The following is a 22,323-nucleotide window of genomic DNA, read 5'->3' as shown; positions in this document are numbered from 1 at the left end:
GGCCATGAACACGCCCACCCGCTGCGTCCTGGCCCTGCTCGCGATCGGCCTGGTGGCCATTCCGGTCCATTCGCAGTCTGATGTGGCCCCCACCGCCGTCGTCGAAACACTCTCGCAGGATCTTCGCGAGGCCATTGACACAGCCGTACGCGAGGAGATGGATCGGCAGCAACTCGTGGGCGTTGCCGTCGGCGTGATCCACGAGGGCGGGGTCGCGTACACCGCCGGCTACGGCTACGCCGACCGTGAGAACGAGGTGCCCGTCACCGATGGCACGCTGTTCCGCTGGGCGTCGATCTCCAAGCCAGTCACCGCGATCGTCGCGATGCAACTCGTCGAGGCGGGCACGCTCGATCTGGCGGCGGACATCCACGAGCACGTGCCCGAGTTTCCCGACAAGGGTGCGCCGATCACCACCGAGCAACTGCTCGCGCACCTTGGCGGCATCGTGCATTACACCAACGGGCCGGTGATCCGCACGCAGCGTGAATATGACACGCCGAACCCGTACGAGAGCGTGATCCTGGCGCTCGACACGTTCGCGCCCTCGCCGCTGGTGAGCCAGCCGGGCGAGCGATACAGCTACAGCACGCGGGGGTACATCCTGGCCAGCGCGGTGGTCGAGCGCGCGGGCGGGCAGCCGTTCGCCGAGCAGGTGCAAGAGCGCATCTGTGAGCCACTAGGGCTGACCACGCTCCAGCCCGATTACCAGTGGGTCGACATCCCTAATCGCGCGAAAGGCTACCGTCGCGTGCGGGGGCACATCTTCCCCAGCACCAACACCGACGTGAGCTGGAAGCTCGGCGGCGGCGGGTTCATCTCGAACGTGGAAGACCTGGCTCGATTCGCCGTTGCGCTGATGAACAGCGAACTCGTAAGCGAGGCGACCACCCGGGACATGTGGACGCCGCGCATCGATGCGAACGGCGAAAGCTCGGGGTACGGGCTCGGCTTGCGAATCTCGACCAACAACGGCCAGCTCCGGATCATGCATACCGGGTCGCAAGAGAAGACTCGCACGCGGATGGTCTTCTACCCCGAGGCCGGCCACGGCGTCGTCGTCATGACCAACAGCGAGCACGGCGATTGCGGGGCCATCAGCACGGCGATTTATCGTGTGATCAACGCGAGCGAGGCCGAAGGGGCGGCGAGTGCCTCGCCATAGCGTCCGGATAACACAGCTCCCTGAAATCGCCCGGGCGGCTTCCAAATAGTATAGTGCTTACTAGCATTTGCCGTACGCCATGAGCTGCCCCACCCGCTGCATCCCGACCCTGCTCTGCCTGGCCTTCGCCGGCCTGCTCTCGGGCTGCGCGTCGGGGCTGCTGCCCATCCAGCAGGCCTTCCGGCAGGGCGACTTCGAAACCGCTGCCAACAAAATCCGCGGATATTCGGACAGGCACGACGGCGGCACGCCCCAGACGGTGATCGCGCTGATCGAGCACGGGTCGATGGCGCGGATGGTGGGTCGCTTCGCCGAGAGCGACGCCGCCTTCGCCGCGGCCGAGGCGAGGATGGCCGACTTGGACACGAACCCGGGCATCAGCGCCACCGAGCGAGTGTCGGCGATGGCGCGCACGCCCGACCGCATCGCCTACGAGGGCTACTTCTACGACCGCCAGTTCGTCGCGGCCTATCGCGCGCTCAATGCGATCGCCCTGGGCAACCTCGAGGACGCCCGGCAGCACTTCGTCCGGGCCGACCGCTGGCAGGCGCTGGCGATACTCGAGAACCGGCAGCGTGCCGAGCAGTTGCGCGAGGAGGAGGCCGCGGCCCGGCGGAAGTTCGGCACGTTCGATCGCGCCGCGTCCGACCCCAGGCTGGCCAGCGCGACACGCGAGCGTTACGGCGACCTCGAGCAATTCGAGGCCTATGCCGAGTTTGCCAACCCGTACGTCGACATGCTGCGGGCCGTGTACTTGCTTGGCGTCGCCGAGAGCGCGAGCGACTTCGACGTCGCGCGCAACCTGATGCGGCGGGTGGCCGGCATGGCGCCGGACAATCCGTATATTCTCGAAGACCTTGATCTTGCAGATAAGCTGGCCCAGGGCGAGATCGATCGGCCGAACATGGTCTACGTGTTCTTCGAGACAGGGCTCGCGCCGTTCCGGGCGCAATCACAGATCTCGGTGCCGGTATTCCTGGTGAGCGATCGGGTCCAAGTCGTGCCGATCGCCGCACCATACATCGTGTTCGACGAGACCTTCGCCCGCACGCTCCACGCCGATGGGCGCAGCACGGCGATGCTGGCCAGCATCGATCGCATCGTCGCCGCCGAGTTTCGCGCGCAGCTTCCCCGGCTGACCACGCGGATGATCGCTGCCGCGGCGTTCAAGGTGGGCGTGCAGTTTGGTGTGAATCAGGCCCTACGACGCTCGGATCCGCTGATCCGCATCGTCGCGATGCTCGCCGGCGGGGTCTGGGCGTCGGCCAGCAACGAGGCCGACCTGCGCACCTGGGCCACGCTGCCTAAGGAAGTGCAATACGCCCGGCTCAACACGCCTGCCGACGGCTCTGTCGAGCTCATATTCGGCGGCCAGAGCCTCTCGGTGCCGGTCGAGCCCAAGGGCATCAACCTCGTCGTCGTACGCTCGGTCCGGCCCGGTTTCGCACCGCTCATCACCAGCACGCTGCTGGAGCCGGACCCCTGGACCTTCATCCAACTCGAAACACAGTGATCCAACTCAAGGGAGATTCAACATGCCCATCTCACGTTCTGGAATCCGACTCGTGCTTGTCGGCGGCATCATCGCCGCGGGCCTGCTCGCCGGGTGCTCGAAGTGGCACCCGCGCGTGAACACCACCGTGGCGGCCAACCCCGAGGGCGCGCCCGAGACCATCGAGGATGCCCGGCTGATCTGGGACGAGGACCTGGCCAAGGCCGTCCAACTCGTCGGCCTGATCGAGGGCACCGCGCCCAACGGCTTCAAGAAGGTCGAGGCGGAGCTGTTCAACGCGGCCCGGCAGCGGCTTGCCATCCGCTACCGCTTCGAGTGGTTCGACGCGGAGGGCTTCGCCGTCGATTCGGCCATGGACGAGTTCCGCGATCGGGCGCTGCTGTCGGGCGAGCGCACCCGCATCAGCGCCGTCGCGCCCAACGACCGTGTCGTGGACTTCCAGCTCGAGATCATCGGCGCGCCCTAACCACGCTTCACCCAGCACATCAACACAAGGAAATCCCACCATGCACACCAAGACACTCTTCGCACTGGCCGGCCTCACCCTGGCGCTCTCCATGCCCGCCTGCCGCAGCGACGCCTACGCCCCGCGCGAGCAGGCCCGCGGCACCGAGATCACCACGCACGGCCTCAACGTGCAGGACGTCGAGCGCGTCGGCATCGAGCTGGCCGAGAGCCTCATCGCCTCGAACTACATTACGGCCGAGGGCGAGCCGGCCGCCATCGCCATGAACCGCTTCGTGAACAACACGAGCCAGATCAACATCGATCGCGATCGCGTGACCAATCGCATCCTGCAGGTGTTCGTCAACAGCCAGCAAGCTGTCGGCTACACGCCGAGCGACTTCGAGACGCTGGCTACGCGCGGCACGCTCCCCGAGCGTTCGTACACCCTGAACGCCAAGATCTATGAGGACGTCGCCGAGCTCGGCCGCGATCTGCAGGTGTCGTACATCTTCCAGATGCAACTGCTGCGGTACACTGGCGACGGCGTGAATCCGCAGATCTGGATCGAGGAACGGCGCATTACGACGGAGAGCCGCCGGCCACAGTAGCGATTAGAACCGCGACAGCGTCGGCCCGTACACGATCGCGTTCATCAGCATGCGCATGCCCGCGTGGTGGAAGCCGCGGATGGTCACGTCGTCGGCGAACACGATGACTGCGCCGCCACCCACGCGGTGGTGGACGATGAACGGCTCGCCGGCCATGCGATCTTGGTTACGCTCGCTGACCGGGCCGGAGATGATGGGTTGCTCCTCGTCGTACCGGGCCACGACGTAGGCGTCGTCACGCATCGGCAGGTCGCTCATGCCGCGCACGAGCACGCCCATCCAGTCCTGGTGGTCACGCAAGCCCGCGGTGAGCGGGTGGCTGGTGTCGAGCCTGGTGAGCCCCATCGCGCCGGCGACGCGGCGGGCGACCGAAGCCTGCTCGCGATCTTCCCAAGACTTGGTGTTGGCTTTGGGTTCGTCGCCGTCCTGCTCGTCTCGCTCTCGCTCGGCACCCGCGATCTCGCGCAGCGCCCAACCGGCGGCGCTATCGCTGGCAACCACAGCACCGCCGCGGCGGACCCAGTCGCTGATGTTCTCGGCGGCCGTGCCGGAAAGCCCGCCCATCGAGGGCAGGACGATGACGCTGTAGTCGCTCAGGTTCATGCGGCCCAGGTCGCCCGCGTCGACGCGGGTGTGGGGGAAGGGGAAGTTGATCTCGAGCATGTGCCAGTGCTGGCCCGCGCTCAGGCTGTTCACGCTCGGGCCGGTGGCCAGCAGCACCTTGGGCAGCCGCATAATGGGGTTGGCGTTGTTGCCCAGCATCGGGCCGCTGGCGGTGAAACCCTCGCTGGCGCGGTGCACGCTCACGCCGCTGGCCAGCACGTCGCGCACGAAGGCCTCCAGGTCGCGGTCGGGGTTGCGGATCAGGTGGACGAGGAGGCTTCCCTGCGCGAAGGTCTTGCCGTCGACCTGGACCTCGCTGCCCAGCACGCGGCAGAAGATGTCGTGTTCGACGGCCTGCCCGACGGCCACCGGGAAGTTGTGGTGGCTCGAATCGATGAGCAACGCCACGCCCCCACTGCCTGTGAGGCGCGCGGTGGGCGGGGCGAATCGTGTGACGCGTTCGGTGCGTGCGCTGAGCACCTGGTCGCTCCACCAGCCCTCCACGCCAAAGCTGATGGGCAGGCTCCACGCGGTGATGTCGTAGGTGTCGGGGTCTTCAACCTCGGTCACGCGCTCGAACATGGTGCGCACGAGATTGGTCATGGGTTGATTCGTGCCGATGACCCAGGTGCCCTCGGGCAGTTCCAGATCCTCGACCAACTCGCCCGTGTCGTAGGTCGCGAACGCGCCGGTGGTCACGCGCTCGGTCAGGCGATCGACGCGGATGCCGTGCATCAGGCAGAAGTCCCACACCTTCTTGAGCACGGCCGGGTCATTGTCGGCCGAGATGGCAAAGGCTTTGGGCCCCGGCCCCTCACCCGCCACGCTGTCACGCCAGAACTTGGCGAAGCGATCGAGCTGGACCTCGCGGTTGGCCGCGGTGGTCTCGGCGTAGCTCATGGCGGTGACCAGGTGGTCGCGCACGCGCTCGGCGAGGGTAAGGATGTATTGGTCGCTCACGCGGATGGCCAGGCCCGCGCGCCCGTGGCCGGCCTTCTCGAGCAGAAGCCCGATGGCGCCGTGGTATACCGGCAACACCTTGCCGTAGCCGGGGTAGAGATAATCGAACCGCTCGCGTGTGGCGTAGACGATGCCGTGCTTATCGAAGGCCCGCGCGTTCTCGCGGCCGTACAGGGCGATCCAATCCTTGGTGTCCTGGGGGATGTTCTTGTTGTAGGGCTTATCGCCCTCGCCGAAGAAGTAGGGGCTGTGGTAGCCCTGCTCGTGGTAGTCGAGATGGAGCTGCGGCAGGTACCGGCGGATGGCCGCGAGGCGCGCACGGCTCTCGGGGTGCACGCCCCACACCAGGTCGCGGTTGAGATCGAACAGGTAGTGGTTGCTGCGACCGCTGGGCCAGGGCTCGTCGTGCTCGAAGGCGCTGGGGTTTGGGTCGGGAGCCTGGCCGGTCGCGTTCTCGTACCACGCGACATAGCGGCTCTGGCCGTCGGGGTTCACCTGCGGGTCGACGACGAAGACGCAGTTGTCCAGGATGTCGGCCATCTCGTCGTTGACCGCGGCGGCCAGCGTGTAGGCGAACTGCATCGAGATCTCGCCGCAGCTCGCCTCGTTGCCGTGCACGCCGAAGCTGTACCAGACGATGGCCGGGTTGTTCTTGACGATCTCGCGGCGGCGCGCGTCGGTCAGGTTGTCGGGGTCGGCCAGTTCCTTGTTAGCGGCGATGATCTCGTCGAGGCGCTCGAGGTTGTCTGGGCTCGAGATCGTGAGCATGACCAGCGGGCGCTGCTGGTGGCTGCGTCCATACTCAGCGAAGCGCACGCGATCGCTGCCCTCGGCCAAGGCCTTGCTGTAGGCCACGCGGTCGGCGTGGCGCGTGAAACGCTCGCCGACCTTGTAGCCCAGCGTGCCCTCGGGCGTTGGCACGGCCGGGTCGAAGTGCAGCCCATCGAAGTAGTCGTACGGCAGGTCGGCGTTGGGCGAGACATCGGCGGCCGTCAGCGTGCCCTGGGCCCACGCCAATGGGGCCAGCACGCACACGGACAGACCAAACATACAAGCGGCAATCGCACGCATCCCAATCTCCTCACAAGACCCCGAACAACTCACCCGACTCCGGCTTCCACGGCCGCCCCGGGCGGCGGCGACGGCAGGCCGTGGGCCGGCGGCAGGCGCAGGTACCGCGCCAGCCACTTCGATCCTATGTAGAACGGCACGGTATCCACAAGGGCCGCGACGAGCTTGAACACATAACCAGTACCGATAAACAGCAACAACTGCGCGGCGATGGGGTTGTCCTCATTCACCGGCAGGCCGTTGGCGACGTAGTGCGTGATGAGGATGACCGCCACGGTGTCAACGAGCTGGCTGATGAGGGTGCTGCCGTTGTTGCGAAGCCAGAGGTGCTTGCCTTTAGTAAGGCGCTTCCAGAAGTGGAAAACGTGCACGTCCACGAGCTGGGCGACGAGGTAGGCGACCATGGATGCCAGCACCGCCGCGAAGGCCAGATTCCTGATCTCGAAGAACACCGGCAACCGCCCCGCATCATCGCGTGCCATCGCGCCGATCTCGGGATCGATGGCTTCGAAGCCCGGCAGCAGCCCGCCGACCCACAGCACGGCGATGACCCAGAAGTTCACGACCAGCCCCATCCACACGACCGCGTTCGCGCGCCGGCGGCCGTAGAGCTCGCTGATGAAGTCGGTACAGAGGAAAGTAATCGGGTAGGGGAGCACGCCCACGGCGACGGCGAAGGTGAGCACCAGCGGATCGGCCGCGTCGCCCACCGAAACCTCGCCCAGCTTGATGAACCGGCTGATGCCCAGGATGTTGAGCATCGCCAGCGACGCCAGGAACAGCCCGGCCAGCACCAGGAACACGCCCTCGCGGCGGCGGTAGAGCGTGGCCTCGTCGAGGAACGCCAGCCCGTCGTAGGCGTGTTGGCGGCTGGGGAGCGTGGCCCGGGCTTCGTCGGAGATCGCCATGATCGTGACGGTAGCGGCCGCCCAGGGCTCTGGAGGACCGGCGCGGGCGAGCGCAAACCCCCCATCCGCCTAGCATCGCACCGTGACCGCCGCCGCCGACCAGACCGACGCCGCACAAGCCCCCGCCATATTGACGGCGGGGCTGGAAGCCATCCTCTTGGCCGCCGGCAGGGCCGTGCCGGCCGAAGCGCTGTGGGAGGCCCTGGCCCTGAGCAGCGGCGCGGCCGAATTCGCGGGTGAGCGCAAGCCCAAGGACATCCTCGAGACCCTTGCCGCCCAGCTCAACGACGAACTCGAAGCCCAGGGCCGCCCGGCTCGGGCCGAGAAGCTGGCCGGCGGGTATCGGCTGATGGTGGCCCCCCAGTACGGCTCGGTCGTCGCTACCTTTGATCGCAACCGCCAGAGCACCAAGCTCAGCCGGGCCAGCATCGAGACGCTGTCGATCATCGCATACCGCCAGCCCATGACGCGGGCCCAGGTCGAGGCCATCCGCGGCGTGGCCTGCGGCGAGGTGCTCCGCAGCCTGCTCGAACGGAAGCTGGTCGCCATCAAAGGAAGGGCCGAGGAGGTCGGCCGGCCGATCCTGTACGGCACCACGCCGCAGTTCCTCGAGTTGTTCGGGCTCGCGAGCCTGAAGGACCTGCCCGGCGCGGCCTCTCAACTCAAGACCTGAAAACGACCGACGCACGGAAGCGACCACTCAACTCCACGAAGGAGACCGACGATGACAACCCTGACCCGCGTGATGTTGGTGGGCATGCTCGCCCTGGCGGCAACGCTCCTGCCAGGCTGCTCGACCCCCCGACTCGAGGGCGTCGTCATCCCCGGCCCGATCGGCGTTGTCGCGGTGATCGACAACGACGACACCCGCCTCGACCAGGTAGGCATCCCCTATGCCCACGTGCGCGTCAGCCTGACGGGCAACGGGCGCACGCTGGTCGACACGCAGACCGACGAGGATGGCCGCTTCAGCGTGCCCACCAGCGGCAGCCAGATGGCCCGAGGCACGGTACGCGTGATCGTGGAAGCCGAGGGGTACTCGCGTGTGGACAAGACCGTGCCGCTGCGTTCTTTTTACCGCTCGCTGTACATCACGATGATCCAGGGCCCGGGCCAGCGGCGCACGGTTGATCCCCAGCCCGAGTCACCGGCAGCTAGCGATGCGGAGCGGTCCGGCTGAGCGCGCACCGAGCCAAGCCGGTCCGCCGCTACCACCTCCACCTGCCGGGGGTGGCCTACGCCATCGTGACCGCGTTCGTGCTGCTGGGGGCGGTCAACAGCCAGAATAACCTGCTGTTCTGGGCCCTCGGCCTGGCCATCGGCGGGCTGCTGGCCTCTGGTTTCGTCAGCGGCACCTCGCTCATGGGCCTGGCAATCGAACGCGAGCCGGTGCCCGAGGCGCAGGTGGGCCGGCCGTTCGCAATCCGGTACCGCGTGCGCAACCGCAGCCGGTTCATGCCCGCGTACGCGTTGCTCATCGAGGAACTCCGCCCCAAGGGCGAGAGCCGCAAGGAGATGCCGCTCGTCGGCCGCCCGGTGGCCAGCGTCGGCCGGGTGCCGCCTCGGCGCACCGTGCGCTGCGAGACCAGCGCCCTCATCGAACAACGCGGGCCGTTCGAGCTGTCGCGTGTGCGTGTGAGCACGACCTTCCCCTTCGGCGTGGCGCGCAAGAGCGTGACCTTCGATCTCACCCAGCCATCGCTGGCCACGCCCGCCGTCCACCGCCTCCGCAGCGACGTGGTCGAGACTATCCTCGAACCCGCCCACGACGGCACCGAGGCCATCGCCAGCCCCGGCGCGGGCGAGGACTTCTTTGGCGTGCGTGAATATCGCGTGGGCGACCGCGTACGCGACGTGAGTTGGCGGCTCTCGGCGCGGAGCGACACGCTGGTGGTCACGCAGCGCTCGGCCCGTGCCCCGCGTCGGCTGGTGCTGCACCTCGACCTCGATCCCAAACTGGCCGAAGATCGAGACGCCGGCGCGGAACAACTCCTTAGCCTGGCGGCTTCGCTGATCGTGGAAGCGGGCCGCCGCGCCATCGCCGTGAGCCTTGCGATTCCCCAGATGGGGGTCTCGAGCGGTTCGGTCACCACCCCAGCCGGCCGCGCGGGGCTGCTGCGGCGGCTCGGCGCGTACGGGTTCTCCGGCGGTACCGGGAACACCACTGCGAAGCCCACCGCCCGCTTCGGCGCCGTCGTGCTGACACTGGCTCGCGGGCCGGCCGGTGGCGGCGTCCACACGCTGAGCGGCGAAGACCTGGCCCGCTTGCGGGCCGAACCGACGAAGGAACCGGACCGAACAGCATTCTGATCGTGCTCGTTCGGACCCAATTGGCAACCACACCATGACCCTGCAACGCACACTGCGACTGGCCCTGATCTGGACGGCCCTGATGGCCATCGCGATCTATGCCATTGCCGCCGAGTCGATCGCCGTCGCGGTGCTCGGGATGCCCAGCGCGTGGCTGTGCTGGTGGGCGGCCCACCAGCCCTGGGGGCCCTCGGTTCCCCGGATGCTCATCAACGCCGTGCTGCTCATCGTGGTAGCGTTGGGGTTGGGCCTTGCGTCGTTCAACGGCGAATTCAACGTGGAACGCATCGCCGAGATGCTGGCCTCGCTGCTGGTGATCAAGCTCTTTGACCGGCGCAATGCTCGCGACGCGGCCGAGGTGCTGGCGCTCGCGGTGTTCCTCGTCTTCGGGGCAATCCTCACGAGCCTGAAGCTATCGGTTGGCGTGTTCTTGCTGGTGTTCTGCCCGCTGCTGGTGTGGGCGGCGCTGGTGCAGCAAGTGGTCGCCGCCGATGAGCGTGTCGAGGCGTACCAGGACGAGATCGGCGCCACGCGTCGGCGCGTGCGCCAGGGCGGGGCGCTGTCTCGCGGGCTGCGACGCATGACCGGGGTGCTGACTATCTCGGCCTCACTTATCGCGGCGGCCGTATTCGTGCTCGTGCCACGCGGGCTCGCGCCCAGCTTCCTGGGAGACCTTGGCGGTGAGCGTGGTTCGGTCACGGGCTACACCGACACGGTCCAACTCGGGCGCGCGGGGCTCATCTCCGAGAGCCAGCAGAAGGTAATGGAGATGCGCGTCAGCGACACGACCGGCGGCAATCTGGGCGGGGCCGGCCGCGTGTACTACCTGCGTGGTGGCGTGCTGGACGCATATGAAAATGGTCGCTGGACGCGAGCACGACGGCGTCCGGCCGAGTACGGGGTCATGCGGACCGATGAGAACCAGCGCCTCGAGACCGGCGACACGCAGACACGAGCCGTGATCGTGCAGGAGATTTCCCTCTACGACCCGCCCGCCGATGGCTCGATGGTGTTCGCCATCCAGCAGCCCTTCTTATGGGAGTTCGGCGAGCCCCTGGAGTTCCTGCACGATCGCGCGCTGGGCACGCTGCGGCTGCAAGAGAACGCAAAGACGCAGAGCTACATCGTGCATTCTGGCCTGCCAGGATCCCGCACCCTTGGAACCCAAACACCAGCAGCACTCGGCCCGAGCCGATTGGCGACGTTCGATTCCGAGCGTATCCGGGAACTCACGGCTGGCCTGATCGAGGCCAACGGCTTGAGTGGCGAACGCGTCCCTCGTTCGGCGACCGAGATCGCCGGCGCGACCCGCGCCATCCGCGAGCACCTCCAGGGATTCGAATACACGCTCGACATCCTGCGCGCGCGAGGAGACCCGATCGAGTGGTTCCTGTTCAATGAAGAAGCCGGCCAGCGCGGTCATTGCGAGTACTTCGCCTCGGCCATGGCGGCCATGTGCCGCAGCGTGGGCATCAACGCGCGGGTCGTAACCGGCTACGTCGCGGTGGAATACAACGACGCGACGGCCCAGTACACCGTGCGCGAGAGCAACGCCCACGCGTGGGTCGAGGTCGAGCACGCGCCTGGGCACTGGCGCCGGCACGACCCGACGCCCCCGGCCGACCTCGAACGCATCCACGCACCCGGCACGAGCCTGGCCTCGGTCGCCCGGCGTTGGATCGATGCGATCGAGTTCTTCTGGGTCGATTCTGTCGTGAGCTTCGATCGTGGCTCGCAGCGGCGGGTGCTCGGATCGGAAGAGTCCGACGACGAGCCGCAGATGGTCGCGCTCGAATCGATCTCGGAGTTCATCCAGCGAGCCCGCTCGTCGGGCTGGGTCGGGATCGTGCAGGCCGTGCTCGCGGGCGCACTGGCGTTCACGGGCGTGCTGGTCATCACCATCGTGGCCCAGTCGTTCTTCCGGAATCTGGGCATCGGGGGCGGACGCGGCCCGCGGGTGCGCATCCTGGGCGGCACGCGCGAGGTGGGCGAGTTCCTGCTCCGCACCCTCGACAAGGCCGGGCACCCCAAGCCGGCTTGGAAGCCATTGCTGGCCCACGTGAGCGACGTGCCGGGCGGTGCCGAGGGCTTCTCGGACGTGGTCGATCGCCTGTACGAAGCCCGATTCGGTAATCGCCCCCTGAGCGCTAGCGAGGCCCAGGGCCTGCGCCGGACGATCGCCGAAGCCGGGCAACGCCTCGCCGGGCCACCCGCAACGGCGTCGAGTTGAAGTAGCCATCGATTTGGCTCGATATGGGTCTTAGGGGCCGGCGCTGGCCGCCGGCTCGGAGGCCCGCAGCATGAATACCAACCGATCACGCACCGAGCGATGGCGCGAGTGCCTGGACCAGATCCGCGACCGTGGCGGCTCGCTCGAAGTGAGCGTGGACGTCGGGGACGCAGCCGACAAGGGCGCAACCAACCTCGTGTGGCGCGTGCGGCTGCTGGCTATCGATGACGAGCGCCTCGTGCTCGAGCAGCCGGTTGCCCTGGGCCAGACCATGCGCGTCGAGCCGGGGTTGCGTCTTGTTGTCGCGATGTCGATCGGCCAGAACCGCTGGATGTTCCGCACCATGTCGGTCGAGCCGCCGGCCGGCGATATGCGCGGCCTGCTGCACATCGCCGCACCGACGCTGGTCGAACGATGCCAGCGGCGCAACTTCTTTCGAGCCACGACCGCGGGGTTTAGCCTGCCTCTGGTGCAGGGGTGGAGGCTGGTCGACCCCCAGACCGCGGTAGCCGCCGAAGTCGCCAGCCGGATCCCGTTCGAGGATGAGGGGGATGCGAGTTCACCGAAATTGGGTCTCGAGTCGCCGATCTCCCTCATGCCTGAGGTTGCCGGGGCGTACCAGGGACAGCTGGTCAACGTGGGTGGCGGAGGCGCGGGGCTGGTGGTGCCGCCGGCGTCTCGGCCCAGCTTCGACTCGAGCGGCCGCTACTGGCTGCGAATGGCCCTCGGCACCGAGATGCCCGCGCCGCTGGTCGTAACGGCCCGCTGTGTGCATCAGCACCTCGACAGCGCGCAGAACCTGCACCTGGGTTTCGCCTTCGACTTCTCGCAGCACGCCGAGCACCGGGACTTCATTGTTCGGCAGATTACCGGGTATGTCGATCGGGTTACCGGCATGCAACGAACCCGGCGTGCGGGTTGAGCCCCACCCCTGTCTCGCGGACTTTTGTGAAGTTGTCATAATCTACAGGGCGTTCTGCTATACTGCCAGCGGCTGGGGAATGCCCGGCTGACGCTCGACCGACAGGGCCGAATATCACCCGATCTCTCGGGGCCGCCGACGCAGGTCGCTCGCCCCGTTGCAAGCCGCCGACTCTCCGGTGGCGTCAATCCGACAGAGGACGGCAGCTCCGGAGAGCCGAGGTTGCGACGTAGGGTGAGCGATTCGGGGAAACCGTGTGGTCGCGCGTGCAATGAACGCATGCTGATAGGCCGACGCGATGCCCGACACACTGACCATTTTGTATATCGCCGCCGGTTTGGTTATCGGTGGGGTGATTGGCTTATTCGCGCACGCGAGGATCATTGCGCGCACGCTGTCTCACGCCCGGGGTGAGGCCGACCTGATCACCGAACAGGCACGAACCGAGGCGCAGGCCATTCAGAGCCGCGCGGAGGCCGATGCCGAGAAGCAGGTGCACCAGCGGCTTCGGGAAGTGGAAGACGAACTCGACACCGAACGCAAGCGTCTACGCCAGGAAGACAAGGAACTGTCGAAGCGCGATTCGGCTCTTGATAAGGCCGAATCTCGGGTGGCCGATCGCGAGAAGCAGGCCGACAAGCGGGATCGCGAGATGCGCGATCGCGACGAGAAGCTCGAGGAACGCTCGGGCGAGCTTGAGAAGCTGATCGACCGCCAGACCCGGGCACTCGCCGAGGTCGCCGGCATGAGCGTCGAGGAGGCTCGCGAGGCGTACATCGAACGCGTGGCCGAGGATTCACGCCACGAGGCGGCGGCGGTGGCCAGGAAGATCACCGACGAAGCCGAGGCCCAAGCCAAGGAGCGCTCGACCGAGATCCTGCTGCAAGCCGCCCAGCGGTACGCGGGCGACTTCGCGACCGAGCACCTGGTGCGGTCGGTCGCGATCCCGAACGACCAGATGAAGGGCCGCATCATCGGCCGTGAGGGCCGCAACATCCGCGCCATCGAGAAGATGACCGGTGTGGACATCATCGTCGACGACACGCCGGGCGTGATTACGGTGTCGTGCTTCGACAAGGTTCGGCAGGCGGTGGCGGTCGAAGCCCTCGAACGCCTGATCTCCGACGGCCGGATGCACCCCACACGCATCGAGGAAACCGTCGAGAAGGTCAAGACCGAATTCGAGGAGCGCATCCGCAAGCACGGCAAAGACGCGCAGATGGAGGTCAAGATCGGCGGGCTGCACGCCAAGGTCATCGAGGCCATGGGCAAGCTGCACTATCGCACGAGCTACGGCCAGAACGTGCTACAGCACTCCATCGAGGTCGCGACCTTCAGCCAGATCATCGCCGACCAGCTCGGGCTCAATGGCAAGCTCGCGCGGCGGTGCGGCTTCCTGCACGACATCGGCAAGGCCATGGACCACGAGATGGAGGGCGGGCACCCCAAGATCGGCATGGACTTCGCCAAGCGCTACGGCGAGAAGGAGCCCGTACTCAACGCCATCGGCGGGCACCACGGCGACATCCCCTCGACCAGCTTCTACACGCCCATCGTGATGGCCGCCGACGCGCTCAGCGGTGCCCGGCCCGGGGCGCGGCGTGAGTCGATGGAGCTGTACATCCAGCGGCTGAACGACCTGCAGGACATCGCGCTGGCGCACAAGGGCGTGACCGAGGCGTACGCCGTGCAGGCGGGGCGCAAGGTGCGCGTCATGGTCGACGCCAAGCGCGTGACCGACGACGAGGCGCACTACGTGGCGACGCAGATTGCCAAGCGGGTGGCCGACGAGATGACGTTCCCCGGGGAGATCCGGGTGACGGTGCTGAGGGAAACACGAGCGGTGGAGATCGCGCGATGATCGATCCGAGCAACATCAAGACCGACGCTTTCGCAATCCTATTGGCCCATTGCAAGTCAGCCGATGCCGAGTTGCTCGCCGCAATGCGTGGGCTCTCACCCGAGCAACTGGACCGCCCCTTCGAGATGGGCCCAGGTTCGATCCGCGCGACGTTCGAGCACAACCTGGGGGCGCTCCGTGGGTGGGCCGACGTGTACGCGAACCGTCCGCGGCGGGCTTGGCTGCCCGATGAAGGGCCGTACACCATCGAGCAACTCGAAGCACTCACCACCGAACTGCACCACGACTGGGGCGCGATCGCGGACCAATTCCCACTTGAGGAAGTCATCGAACGGCCGCGTGGCGACTCGACGCGGCGGTTCACGCGGGCCCACATCCTGGTCCACGTCACCACGCACAGCATGCACCACCGGGCCCAGATGATCAACATGCTCCGGCACGTGGGCGTCGAGAAGCCGCCGACGGGGAGCGTCATGCACTGGGTGGATACCGAGATCTTCCCGTAGGCCAGTTCGGTCTGGGCGGCCACCTATCATTCAACTCGCTCGGGGCGCCCCCACTTGTCTGTGGGGGCTGAGACGCACCCGCACCACCTGATCCGGGTTATGCCGGCGGAGGGAACGCGCTATGACGACCATCAACAACAACCAATCGCACGTCCAGAGCCTGGCGGCCAACCCGCAGGCGGACACCCCTACCGCCCGCTTCGCCGTGCCCAAGCGCGGCGCGGGCAACCCGGGGGATGACGGCGTGACGACGCCGGGCAGCTTCGCGAACAAGGCCGAGATCGGCAAGCCGCTGACGTTCAGTTCGCCCGACACGCCGAACATGCCCGAGGCGAGCCCTTTTACCGCGTGGGACTTCCTGCCCGAGGGCTGGGCAATCGCAGCGGCGAGCGATCATGCGAGCGGGTGCTCGGGGCATAACCAGGATGCGGTTGGGCAGTTCATCCGGTGCGTTGCGCCCGACGGCTTCGAGCCCATCACCCAGCTCGAGAGCGCGCGGCTGGGCATGGTCACGGATCAGATGCGGCGCGTGGCCGAGCGTGAGGGGCACCTCACTCCGGAGCAAGTGCGCGACGAGGTCGCGGCGGGGCGCATGGTCATCCCCGCGAACCTGACGCACCTCAAGTACAACCTCGACCCGATGGCCATCGGCCGTGCGAGCAAGACCAAGGTGAACGCCAACATGGGCGCGTCGCCGGTCTCCAGCGGCACCGACGAGGAGGTCGAGAAGCTGCGGTGGGCCGAGAAGTGGGGCGCCGACACGGTAATGGACCTGTCCACTGGCGGCGACCTGGACGAGTGCCGCGAGGCGATCCTGCGGAACTCGACGGTGCCCATCGGCACTGTGCCGATCTACAGCATGATCATCGGGCGGAAGCTGACCGACCTGGACGAGCAGATCGTGCTGGACACCCTCGAGCACCAGGCGAAGCAGGGCGTGGATTACTTCACCATCCACGCGGGCGTACGGAAGAAGGACCTGAAGTACGTCAAGAACCGGCTCATCGGCATCGTGTCGCGCGGCGGCAGCCTGCTGGCCAAGTGGATGCTCGAGAAGAACCGCGACAACCTGATGTACACGATGTGGGATGACATCTGCGAGCTGATGCGCCGCCACGACGTAACGTTCTCGATCGGCGACGGCATGCGGCCCGGCGGGCTGGCCGACGCGACCGATGACGCGCAGCTGGCCGAATTGGAGACCATCGGCGAGCTGACCGAGCGGGCCTGGCGGCACGGCGTGCAGGTCATGGTCGAGGGGCCGGGGCACGTGCCGCTGGACCAGATCGAGTACAACATGAAGCTGCAGCGGCGGCTGTGCCACGGCGCGCCGTTCTACGTGCTCGGGCCGCTGGTGACCGACGTCTTCCCGGGCTACGACCACATCACCAGTTGCATCGGCGCGACCAACGCGGCCTACCACGGCGCGAGCATGCTGTGCTACGTGACGCCCAAGGAGCACCTGGGCCTGCCCAAGAAGGGCGACGTGAAGGAGGGCTGCGTGGCGTACAAGATCGCCGCGCACGCCGCCGACGTGGCGTTGGGCATCCCTGGCAGCCGGCACTGGGACGACGAGCTGACCCGGGCTCGTGCCGCGCTGAACTGGGAGAAGCACTTCGAGCTGGCCTTCGACACCGATACCGCCCGCGCGTACCACGACGAGGACCTGGACGTCGACACCGACTTCTGCGCCATGTGCGGCCACGACTGGTGCAGCGTGCGCATCAGCAAGGAGATCCAGGAGTTCGCGTCGGGCAAGGCCGAGGGTTTTGATCGCGGCAAGCCCGTGAAGAGCGACGCCCTCAGCGAGGAGCAGCAACGCATCCTCGAACAGCGCGGGTACCTCAAGCCCGAGGAGATCCACAAGCTGGCCAGCAAGGTGAAGGGCACGCTGCCCGCCGACGACGATGGCAAGGCCGCGTGCCACAGCGATTACGTCGATGACGAGGACGCGAAGAAGATCCAGGAGGAGACGCTGGTCGAGCTCAACACCGCCCCGGCACACAACATCCCTAAGCACGACTCGGTGATCTAGTGCGATTCTGGCTTCGGCGACGCTCCAAGCCTTCCATCAAGTTGGACGAGGGCGGCCTTCGAATCGTCCGAGGCGCGCGAGCCGAGGGGTTCGCGTGGAACGAAGTGGTGAGGATCGACGCATACAAGCTTGATTGCTATACGGTCGATTGCATTTGCCTGCTCTTTGCGCTGCGGGACGGATCACACTACGAGGTTCAGGAAGATATGGACGGTTTCGAGGCTCTTGAGAACGAAGTCCACGTTCAGTTTGAGCACATACCGAACGATTGGTGGAGCCAAGTCGCGTTTCCTGCTTTCGCCGAGAACCGCACCTTATTGTGGTCCTTCCAACAGTGAGTCTCTTGCAACCTGGTAGAGAACAAGCGGCTTCAGACCCACGCCGTGGCAGCGCCGAGCCATTCCATCCCGGTGCATGAAGGACGACACCAGCACCACCACATCCCTCGGGCAATCCTCCAACCCCACCACCGGCCACCCCCACAGCGTCTTGCCGTGGTTCTTCGGGTCGTCGTCGATCACGCACACGACGTCGGCGTTGGCAAGCACCTCGGCGATGGCCAGCGTGTGGCGGCCCGCGCCGTAGATGGCGATGGGGCCTTCGATGGTGGCGAGGGCCTTGGCGGCACGCTCGGCGGCGTCGGGAGGCACGCTGGCGGTCGGTGAGCCAGAGCCCGAGCCACCGAACGTGCAGGGGCGGTCGAGCGGCCACCAGCGGGGCTCGCCGGCGACGGCTTGGCGGAAGAGTTGCGCGCACGCGTCGGCGTGCGTGCCAAGGCTGTACCGCTCCGCGGCGCGGGCGTGGGCGGCCGAGCACATGCTGGCCAATCCATCGCCGGCCAATTGCTCGATCACGTCGGCGAAGCGACGAGCGACAGCCGGGTCTTCGCCTTCTCCATCGATGAGCCAGCCGCTCACGCCGTGCTCGACCGCTTCCGATGCGCCAGAACGGACGCGCGTCACGATCGGCACGACGCCGGCCGCCATCGCTTCGAGCATGGAGAGGCTCAGCCCCTCGTAGCGCGACGACAGCAGCATCGCGTCGGCCCAGCCCAGGTGCTCGTGCATCTGGCTTCGGTTGACCGGCGGAACATGCCGGACGCTCGGGAGCTTCCTGGCCAGTTCTTCGATCTCGCGTGCGGCCGGGCCATCGCCGATGAAACGCAGATCGTGTGGCACGCCACGCTCGTGCAACACCTCGGCGAGTTCGAGGAGCACGCCGATGCGTTTCTGCTCGTGCTCGAGGCGGCCGGCGTAGAGCAGGCGGATGGGGCCGGGCTCCCGCTCGGGCAGTGCCTCGACAACTTCGACGCCACAGGGGATGTTGTGGATGCCATCCGCCCGCCACGGGAGTCCCTCGCGCAGATTCTCGGTGATGTGCGCGCTCACCCCCACCATCGCGGCGAGCATGGGCTCGTAGGTGGTCAGCAATGCCGTGTCGAAGGGCACGTCGCTGTGCTGCCAGCCGACGACGCGGAGGTAGTCGCCGTGCGTGGCGCTCAGGGCGGCGGCGATGGCGAACGTGCCGGCGTCGAGATTGGGCAGCATGACGGCGGGATTCCACGGCGACCAGCCAAGCTCGGCGAGGGCCTCGCGATACGCCCGCGTGAAGGGTGCCAGCGGCTGGCCCGGCGGGCTCATGGGCGGCAGGTGCCGAAGGTCGAACGTGCGTACGCCTCGCGGGATCTGGTGCCCCGCCGGCGCGTGGCCCTCGGGCTCGTTGTGCAACACAAGGCCCACGGGCCATCCACGCTCGGTGAGCGTTCCGGCCAGCCGCAGGGCCCAGCTCACCACGCCGTTGACGCCCATGCCCTGGGGCATGGGGATGAGCACGGACGGATTGGCGGGCGCGTCGGGCATTGTCCCTGCATCGGCAATGCGACGCCGGTTTGCGTACCCGGGCGCGCCAACGATGCCCCGATGCCATCACGCTACGACCTCATCGCCATCGACCTGGACGGCACCCTCGTCGGCCGCCAGGGAGCGGTGTCCCGGGAGAATCTGGCGGCCGTACAACGTGCCCGGCGGGCGGGCGTGGGCGTGACGATCTGCACCGGGCGCGTGCTGAGCGAGTGCCACGCGGTGCTCGACGCGATCGAGCAGCTCGAGCCGGTGGTGGTCTCGGGCGGGGCGCAGATCGCCTGCGGCCGGGAGCGCCGGACCCTCGACGGGCTCAGCCTCGACTCGGTGCTCATCGATCGCGTCGCCGAGTTCAGCCGCGGGCACGATCTCGCGGTGCTGGTCCAGAAGGACCGCGATCAGGCGGGCTTCGACTACGTCGTGCTGTACGAGGGCGAGCGGCTGCACCCCGTGCTCGAGCTGTGGATGGACAAGCAGAAGGCCAAGGGCTCGGCGGTGGAGTATCGCGTCAGCCGCGACGGGCCGCTGCACGACCTGCCCAGCGTCCGCGCCGTGGCCTCGGGCAGCGCGGCCGAAGTCGCCCGGCTGAGCGAGCTGCTCACGCGTGAGCTGGCGGGCGTGGCGATGGTTCATGCCTTCCCGCTGAGCACCCATGTGCCCGAGGATACGGAACCCCCGCACGTGCTCGAGGTGTTCCCCGTGAAGGCCGACAAGTGGAGCGCCCTGCAGCGGCTGGCCGATCGGCTGGGCGTGCCGCACGACCGCATCGCGGCCATCGGCGATCAGGCCAACGACCTGCAGATGCTCGAAGGCGCTGCATTGGGCGTGGCGATGGGCGAAGCGCCCGACTTCGTGAAGGCCAAGGCCGACCGCGTGTCCGAGACGTGCGCGAATCACGGCGTGGCGCTGGCCATCGACCGTATCCTGAACGGCGAGTGGTGATCGCGTGCAGACGCTCGCGGAAATCAAGGAACTGCTGGAATCACGAGGCCTGCGTCCCAAGCGATCGCTGGGGCAGAACTTCCTGACCGATCAGAACCTGATCCTGAAGCTCGTGAAAGCGTGCGGGATTGCTGTCGATTCTCGCGTGCTCGAAGTCGGCCCGGGTACTGGAACGCTGACCGAGGCCCTGGTTGATACCGGAGCGCAGGTGCTGTCGTGCGAGCTTGACGATGCGCTGGCCGGGTTGCTCCAAGAACGGCTTGGGGATCGCGAGAACTTCACGCTCATTCATGGCGACTGCCTGGAAGGGAAGCGGGCGCTCAACCCGCAGATTATCGAGTGGCTCGGCGCCGAGCCGTTCAGGCTCGTCGCCAACCTGCCCTACGGCTGCGCAACACCGCTGATGTCGACACTGCTCATGCACTACCCGACGTGCTCCATCCTCGGCGTGACCATCCAGAAGGAACTCGGCGACCGGCTGCTCGCGACGCCGGGCAACCGCGAGTATGGGCCGATCTCGGTGATTGCCCGGGCGGTGTGCGACGTCGAGAAGATCGCCCACCTGCCGCCGGCGTGCTTCTGGCCCAGGCCGCAGGTCGATAGCTCGATGCTGGTGCTCCGTCGCCGGCCAGAGCCCATGTGCGACCCATACGCGCTGAGCACCGTCTGCGGCGCATTGTTCCAACAGCGACGCAAACGCATCGCCAAGCCGTTACGCGAGTTGCTAGGCGATCGCGAACCGCCCGAGGGCGTGTCGCCCGACATGCGGGCCGAGGAGGTCTCGCTGCAGGCGTTCTGCCGGCTTGCGTCAGCGATTGACCATGAATAACGCCGTCTGCGTGAAGAACACGCGAAGCTCTCGGTAGAGATCGGGCTCGAGGCCCATGTCGTCAAGCGAGGCGAACACGACCTCGAGCCACCGCTCGGCGGCAGCATGATCAATCGCGAAGGGCATGTGCCGCATACGCAGGCGGGGGTGGCCTCGCTGGTCGCTGTAGGTCGTGGGCCCGCCGAAGCGTTGGATCAGGAAGTCCCGCAGCCGCACACGGGCCTCTTCCATGAACGGCGCGATAGCGGCATCGTCGTCACCATCAACGCCATGTTCTTGTGCCAGATGCTGGCGGTACATGGGCCCGAGGATGTCGTCGCCCGGCACAGCGTCGTAGAAGCCGCGGGTGAGGCGGTCGAAGCCTTCGGTGCCGAGGCGTTGGTATGGGGTTGCCTGGTCTTGGGGGGGTTCACTCACGCGGGATCGTTGGCGCGCGATGAGGAACGCGGGACGCCGATGCGCAGGCCGCACTCGGGGCACTTGTCCCCACTGGGTTTGCCCAGGTCGTAGCCGCACCCTGGGCAACTGGGTTTGGGTACTTCAACGATCATCTTGATGCCGAACTGAGCAACCAGCGCGATGAACACGGCCACGGCGAAGATCGCGGCGGGAAACGCGAACCACTCCAGGGCCAGCGGGTCTGGTGACGGAGCAAAACCCGTGCCCGCGAAGCGGCGGATTCGGAGAAAATCGGGCAGACGCAGTGCGGCCCAGGCGAGCGACACGAGGGTGAGAGCGAACGTGGCGAGCCGCAGCACGATCCGCACGCGCCACCGCAGAGCAATGACCTCTCGGGCAGTTGGCGTAGGCATGGCTCAATCGTCCTTCCGAGAACCGCCATCGAGCGGCTGGTTTTTCAGCCGGACGCCGCACTCCGGGCACAACTCGGGCACGGTTTCTGCCGCGATCGGATAGCCACAACTCGGGCAGCGTTGTTCGGGGCTGGGGACCAACCACCGCAACAGCGCGGGCTCGAACGTTAACAGGCACGCCGCCGGCGCGCCATACAAAGCCGCCATGGCAACGTACCACCAATGGTAGCTGGCCGTCACTTGGCCGGGCACGTTGCCGAACGCGGGCGTCGCGGCGTAGTACACCCACGACAACAGCGTCTCGCCAGCCAGCAGGAAGAGCACGAAGCTGCCGACCCGAATCACGAGCCGCGCCACCATGCGCATTCTGCCGATCCAAATGCCATCGGAGATGTTCGACTCCATGACCGCTGCCTTTCGGTAGCCGGCACCCTATCGAATGGGCTTGCCCGGAACGAGGGTACGGATGATCCACCGCTCAAAGAGAAACAGCAGCAACCCGATCACGACGAAACACGCCGAAGCCGCGACGATGAATATGTCCCAGGGAGGCATGCCTTCTGCGCCCATGGCCTCATACCGGCCGCGCAGAGGGGTCGTGAGCGTGAAACCGAGGACGGCTTGAATGACTCCGTAGCCGATTAACAGCGAGGCGCTAATGCGGATGATCAGCCTCGCCACCGATCGTAGTTTTTGTATATGAATCGCCATCTCAGGGTCGGTCATACGTGTACCTCCCATC

Annotated in this window: 21 protein-coding genes and 1 riboswitch; of the genes, 14 read left to right on the top strand and 7 right to left on the bottom strand. The window is 66.9% G+C overall.

What is annotated here, in order from left to right:
- Positions 1 to 4: 4 nt before the first annotated feature.
- From NCW75_15255 to NCW75_15240, 4 genes are all read left to right on the top strand, one after another.
- Positions 5 to 1,165, top strand: a complete 1,161-nt coding sequence (locus NCW75_15255; protein ID UYV12636.1) for a beta-lactamase family protein — start codon at positions 5 to 7, stop codon at positions 1,163 to 1,165.
- A gap of 79 nt (positions 1,166 to 1,244) precedes the next feature.
- The gene (locus NCW75_15250) at positions 1,245 to 2,678 is read left to right on the top strand and encodes a hypothetical protein (protein ID UYV12635.1); all 1,434 of its coding nucleotides are present in this window, start codon (positions 1,245 to 1,247) and stop codon (positions 2,676 to 2,678) included.
- A 22-nt stretch (positions 2,679 to 2,700) separates the two neighbouring features.
- Complete coding sequence (locus NCW75_15245; GenBank protein ID UYV12634.1) at positions 2,701 to 3,144, top strand: YcfL family protein; 444 nt, start codon at positions 2,701 to 2,703, stop codon at positions 3,142 to 3,144.
- A 40-nt stretch (positions 3,145 to 3,184) separates the two neighbouring features.
- Entirely contained in the window at positions 3,185 to 3,733 is a 549-nt protein-coding gene (locus NCW75_15240; GenBank protein ID UYV12633.1) for a penicillin-binding protein activator LpoB, read from the top strand.
- Between the two features lie 3 nt (positions 3,734 to 3,736).
- Here NCW75_15240 and NCW75_15235 read toward each other — a convergent pair whose 3' ends face one another.
- Both NCW75_15235 and NCW75_15230 read right to left on the bottom strand, forming a co-directional pair.
- Positions 3,737 to 6,367 (bottom strand): M14 family metallopeptidase, encoded by a 2,631-nt coding sequence (locus tag NCW75_15235; GenBank protein ID UYV12632.1) that lies wholly within the window; start codon positions 6,365 to 6,367, stop codon positions 3,737 to 3,739.
- Between the two features lie 29 nt (positions 6,368 to 6,396).
- Positions 6,397 to 7,275, bottom strand: coding sequence for a queuosine precursor transporter (locus NCW75_15230; GenBank protein ID UYV12631.1), 879 nt, complete (start codon positions 7,273 to 7,275; stop codon positions 6,397 to 6,399).
- Between the two features lie 82 nt (positions 7,276 to 7,357).
- Between NCW75_15230 and scpB the strand changes: the two genes are divergently transcribed.
- The 8 genes from scpB to thiC all read left to right on the top strand — a co-directional run bounded on the left by scpB (position 7,358) and on the right by thiC (position 17,139).
- Positions 7,358 to 7,948, top strand: coding sequence for an SMC-Scp complex subunit ScpB (scpB, locus tag NCW75_15225; GenBank protein UYV12630.1), 591 nt, complete (start codon positions 7,358 to 7,360; stop codon positions 7,946 to 7,948).
- A 51-nt stretch (positions 7,949 to 7,999) separates the two neighbouring features.
- Entirely contained in the window at positions 8,000 to 8,455 is a 456-nt protein-coding gene (locus NCW75_15220; protein UYV12629.1) for a carboxypeptidase-like regulatory domain-containing protein, read from the top strand.
- Between the two features lie 50 nt (positions 8,456 to 8,505).
- Complete coding sequence (locus NCW75_15215) at positions 8,506 to 9,585, top strand: DUF58 domain-containing protein (GenBank protein ID UYV12628.1); 1,080 nt, start codon at positions 8,506 to 8,508, stop codon at positions 9,583 to 9,585.
- Positions 9,586 to 9,619: 34 nt separating this feature from the next.
- Complete coding sequence (locus tag NCW75_15210) at positions 9,620 to 11,815, top strand: DUF3488 and transglutaminase-like domain-containing protein (GenBank protein UYV12627.1); 2,196 nt, start codon at positions 9,620 to 9,622, stop codon at positions 11,813 to 11,815.
- Between the two features lie 70 nt (positions 11,816 to 11,885).
- A complete protein-coding gene (locus NCW75_15205) occupies positions 11,886 to 12,737 on the top strand; it encodes a hypothetical protein (protein UYV12626.1) in 852 nt (283 codons plus the stop codon).
- Positions 12,738 to 13,035: 298 nt separating this feature from the next.
- Positions 13,036 to 14,598, top strand: coding sequence for a ribonuclease Y (gene rny / locus NCW75_15200; protein ID UYV12625.1), 1,563 nt, complete (start codon positions 13,036 to 13,038; stop codon positions 14,596 to 14,598).
- Positions 14,595 to 15,104, top strand: a complete 510-nt coding sequence (locus NCW75_15195; protein UYV12624.1) for a DinB family protein — start codon at positions 14,595 to 14,597, stop codon at positions 15,102 to 15,104. The genes rny and NCW75_15195 overlap by 4 nt, the downstream gene beginning before the upstream one ends.
- Positions 15,105 to 15,134: 30 nt before the next feature.
- Positions 15,135 to 15,236, top strand: a riboswitch (TPP riboswitch).
- Complete coding sequence (thiC, locus tag NCW75_15190) at positions 15,226 to 17,139, top strand: phosphomethylpyrimidine synthase ThiC (protein UYV12623.1); 1,914 nt, start codon at positions 15,226 to 15,228, stop codon at positions 17,137 to 17,139. It overlaps the preceding riboswitch by 11 nt.
- 314 nt (positions 17,140 to 17,453) lie before the next feature.
- Here the strand turns inward: thiC and NCW75_15185 are convergent, their stop codons facing one another.
- Entirely contained in the window at positions 17,454 to 18,998 is a 1,545-nt protein-coding gene (locus NCW75_15185) for a glycosyltransferase (GenBank protein ID UYV12622.1), read from the bottom strand.
- Between the two features lie 60 nt (positions 18,999 to 19,058).
- On the opposite strand from NCW75_15185, the gene NCW75_15180 reads away from it, so the two are divergent.
- Positions 19,059 to 19,940 (top strand): HAD hydrolase family protein, encoded by an 882-nt coding sequence (locus tag NCW75_15180; protein ID UYV12621.1) that lies wholly within the window; start codon positions 19,059 to 19,061, stop codon positions 19,938 to 19,940.
- A 4-nt stretch (positions 19,941 to 19,944) separates the two neighbouring features.
- Complete coding sequence (rsmA, locus tag NCW75_15175) at positions 19,945 to 20,769, top strand: 16S rRNA (adenine(1518)-N(6)/adenine(1519)-N(6))-dimethyltransferase RsmA (GenBank protein ID UYV12620.1); 825 nt, start codon at positions 19,945 to 19,947, stop codon at positions 20,767 to 20,769.
- Here the strand turns inward: rsmA and NCW75_15170 are convergent.
- The 4 genes from NCW75_15170 to NCW75_15155 form a co-directional block, all read right to left on the bottom strand.
- Positions 20,749 to 21,186, bottom strand: coding sequence for a globin (locus tag NCW75_15170; protein ID UYV12619.1), 438 nt, complete (start codon positions 21,184 to 21,186; stop codon positions 20,749 to 20,751). The two genes, rsmA and NCW75_15170, sit on opposite strands and share 21 nt — an antisense overlap.
- Positions 21,183 to 21,581 carry a hypothetical protein gene (locus tag NCW75_15165; GenBank protein ID UYV12618.1) on the bottom strand — a complete coding sequence of 133 codons (399 nt, stop codon included), beginning with the start codon at positions 21,579 to 21,581 and terminating at the stop codon, positions 21,183 to 21,185. Before NCW75_15165 ends, NCW75_15170 begins: the two co-directional genes overlap by 4 nt.
- A 3-nt stretch (positions 21,582 to 21,584) precedes the next feature.
- The gene (locus tag NCW75_15160; protein ID UYV12617.1) at positions 21,585 to 21,947 is read right to left on the bottom strand and encodes a hypothetical protein; all 363 of its coding nucleotides are present in this window, start codon (positions 21,945 to 21,947) and stop codon (positions 21,585 to 21,587) included.
- A 66-nt stretch (positions 21,948 to 22,013) separates the two neighbouring features.
- On the bottom strand, positions 22,014 to 22,307 hold the full coding sequence (locus tag NCW75_15155) for a hypothetical protein (protein ID UYV12616.1): 294 nt from the start codon (positions 22,305 to 22,307) through the stop codon (positions 22,014 to 22,016).
- Positions 22,308 to 22,323 lie beyond the last annotated feature (16 nt).

This window comes from Phycisphaera sp. (assembly GCA_025916675.1).
In the GTDB taxonomy this organism is placed as follows: Bacteria; Planctomycetota; Phycisphaerae; order Phycisphaerales; family UBA1924; genus JAHCJI01.
The sequence above is the reverse complement of the archived record's forward strand: the minus strand, read 5'-3'. Positions and strand labels throughout refer to the sequence as shown.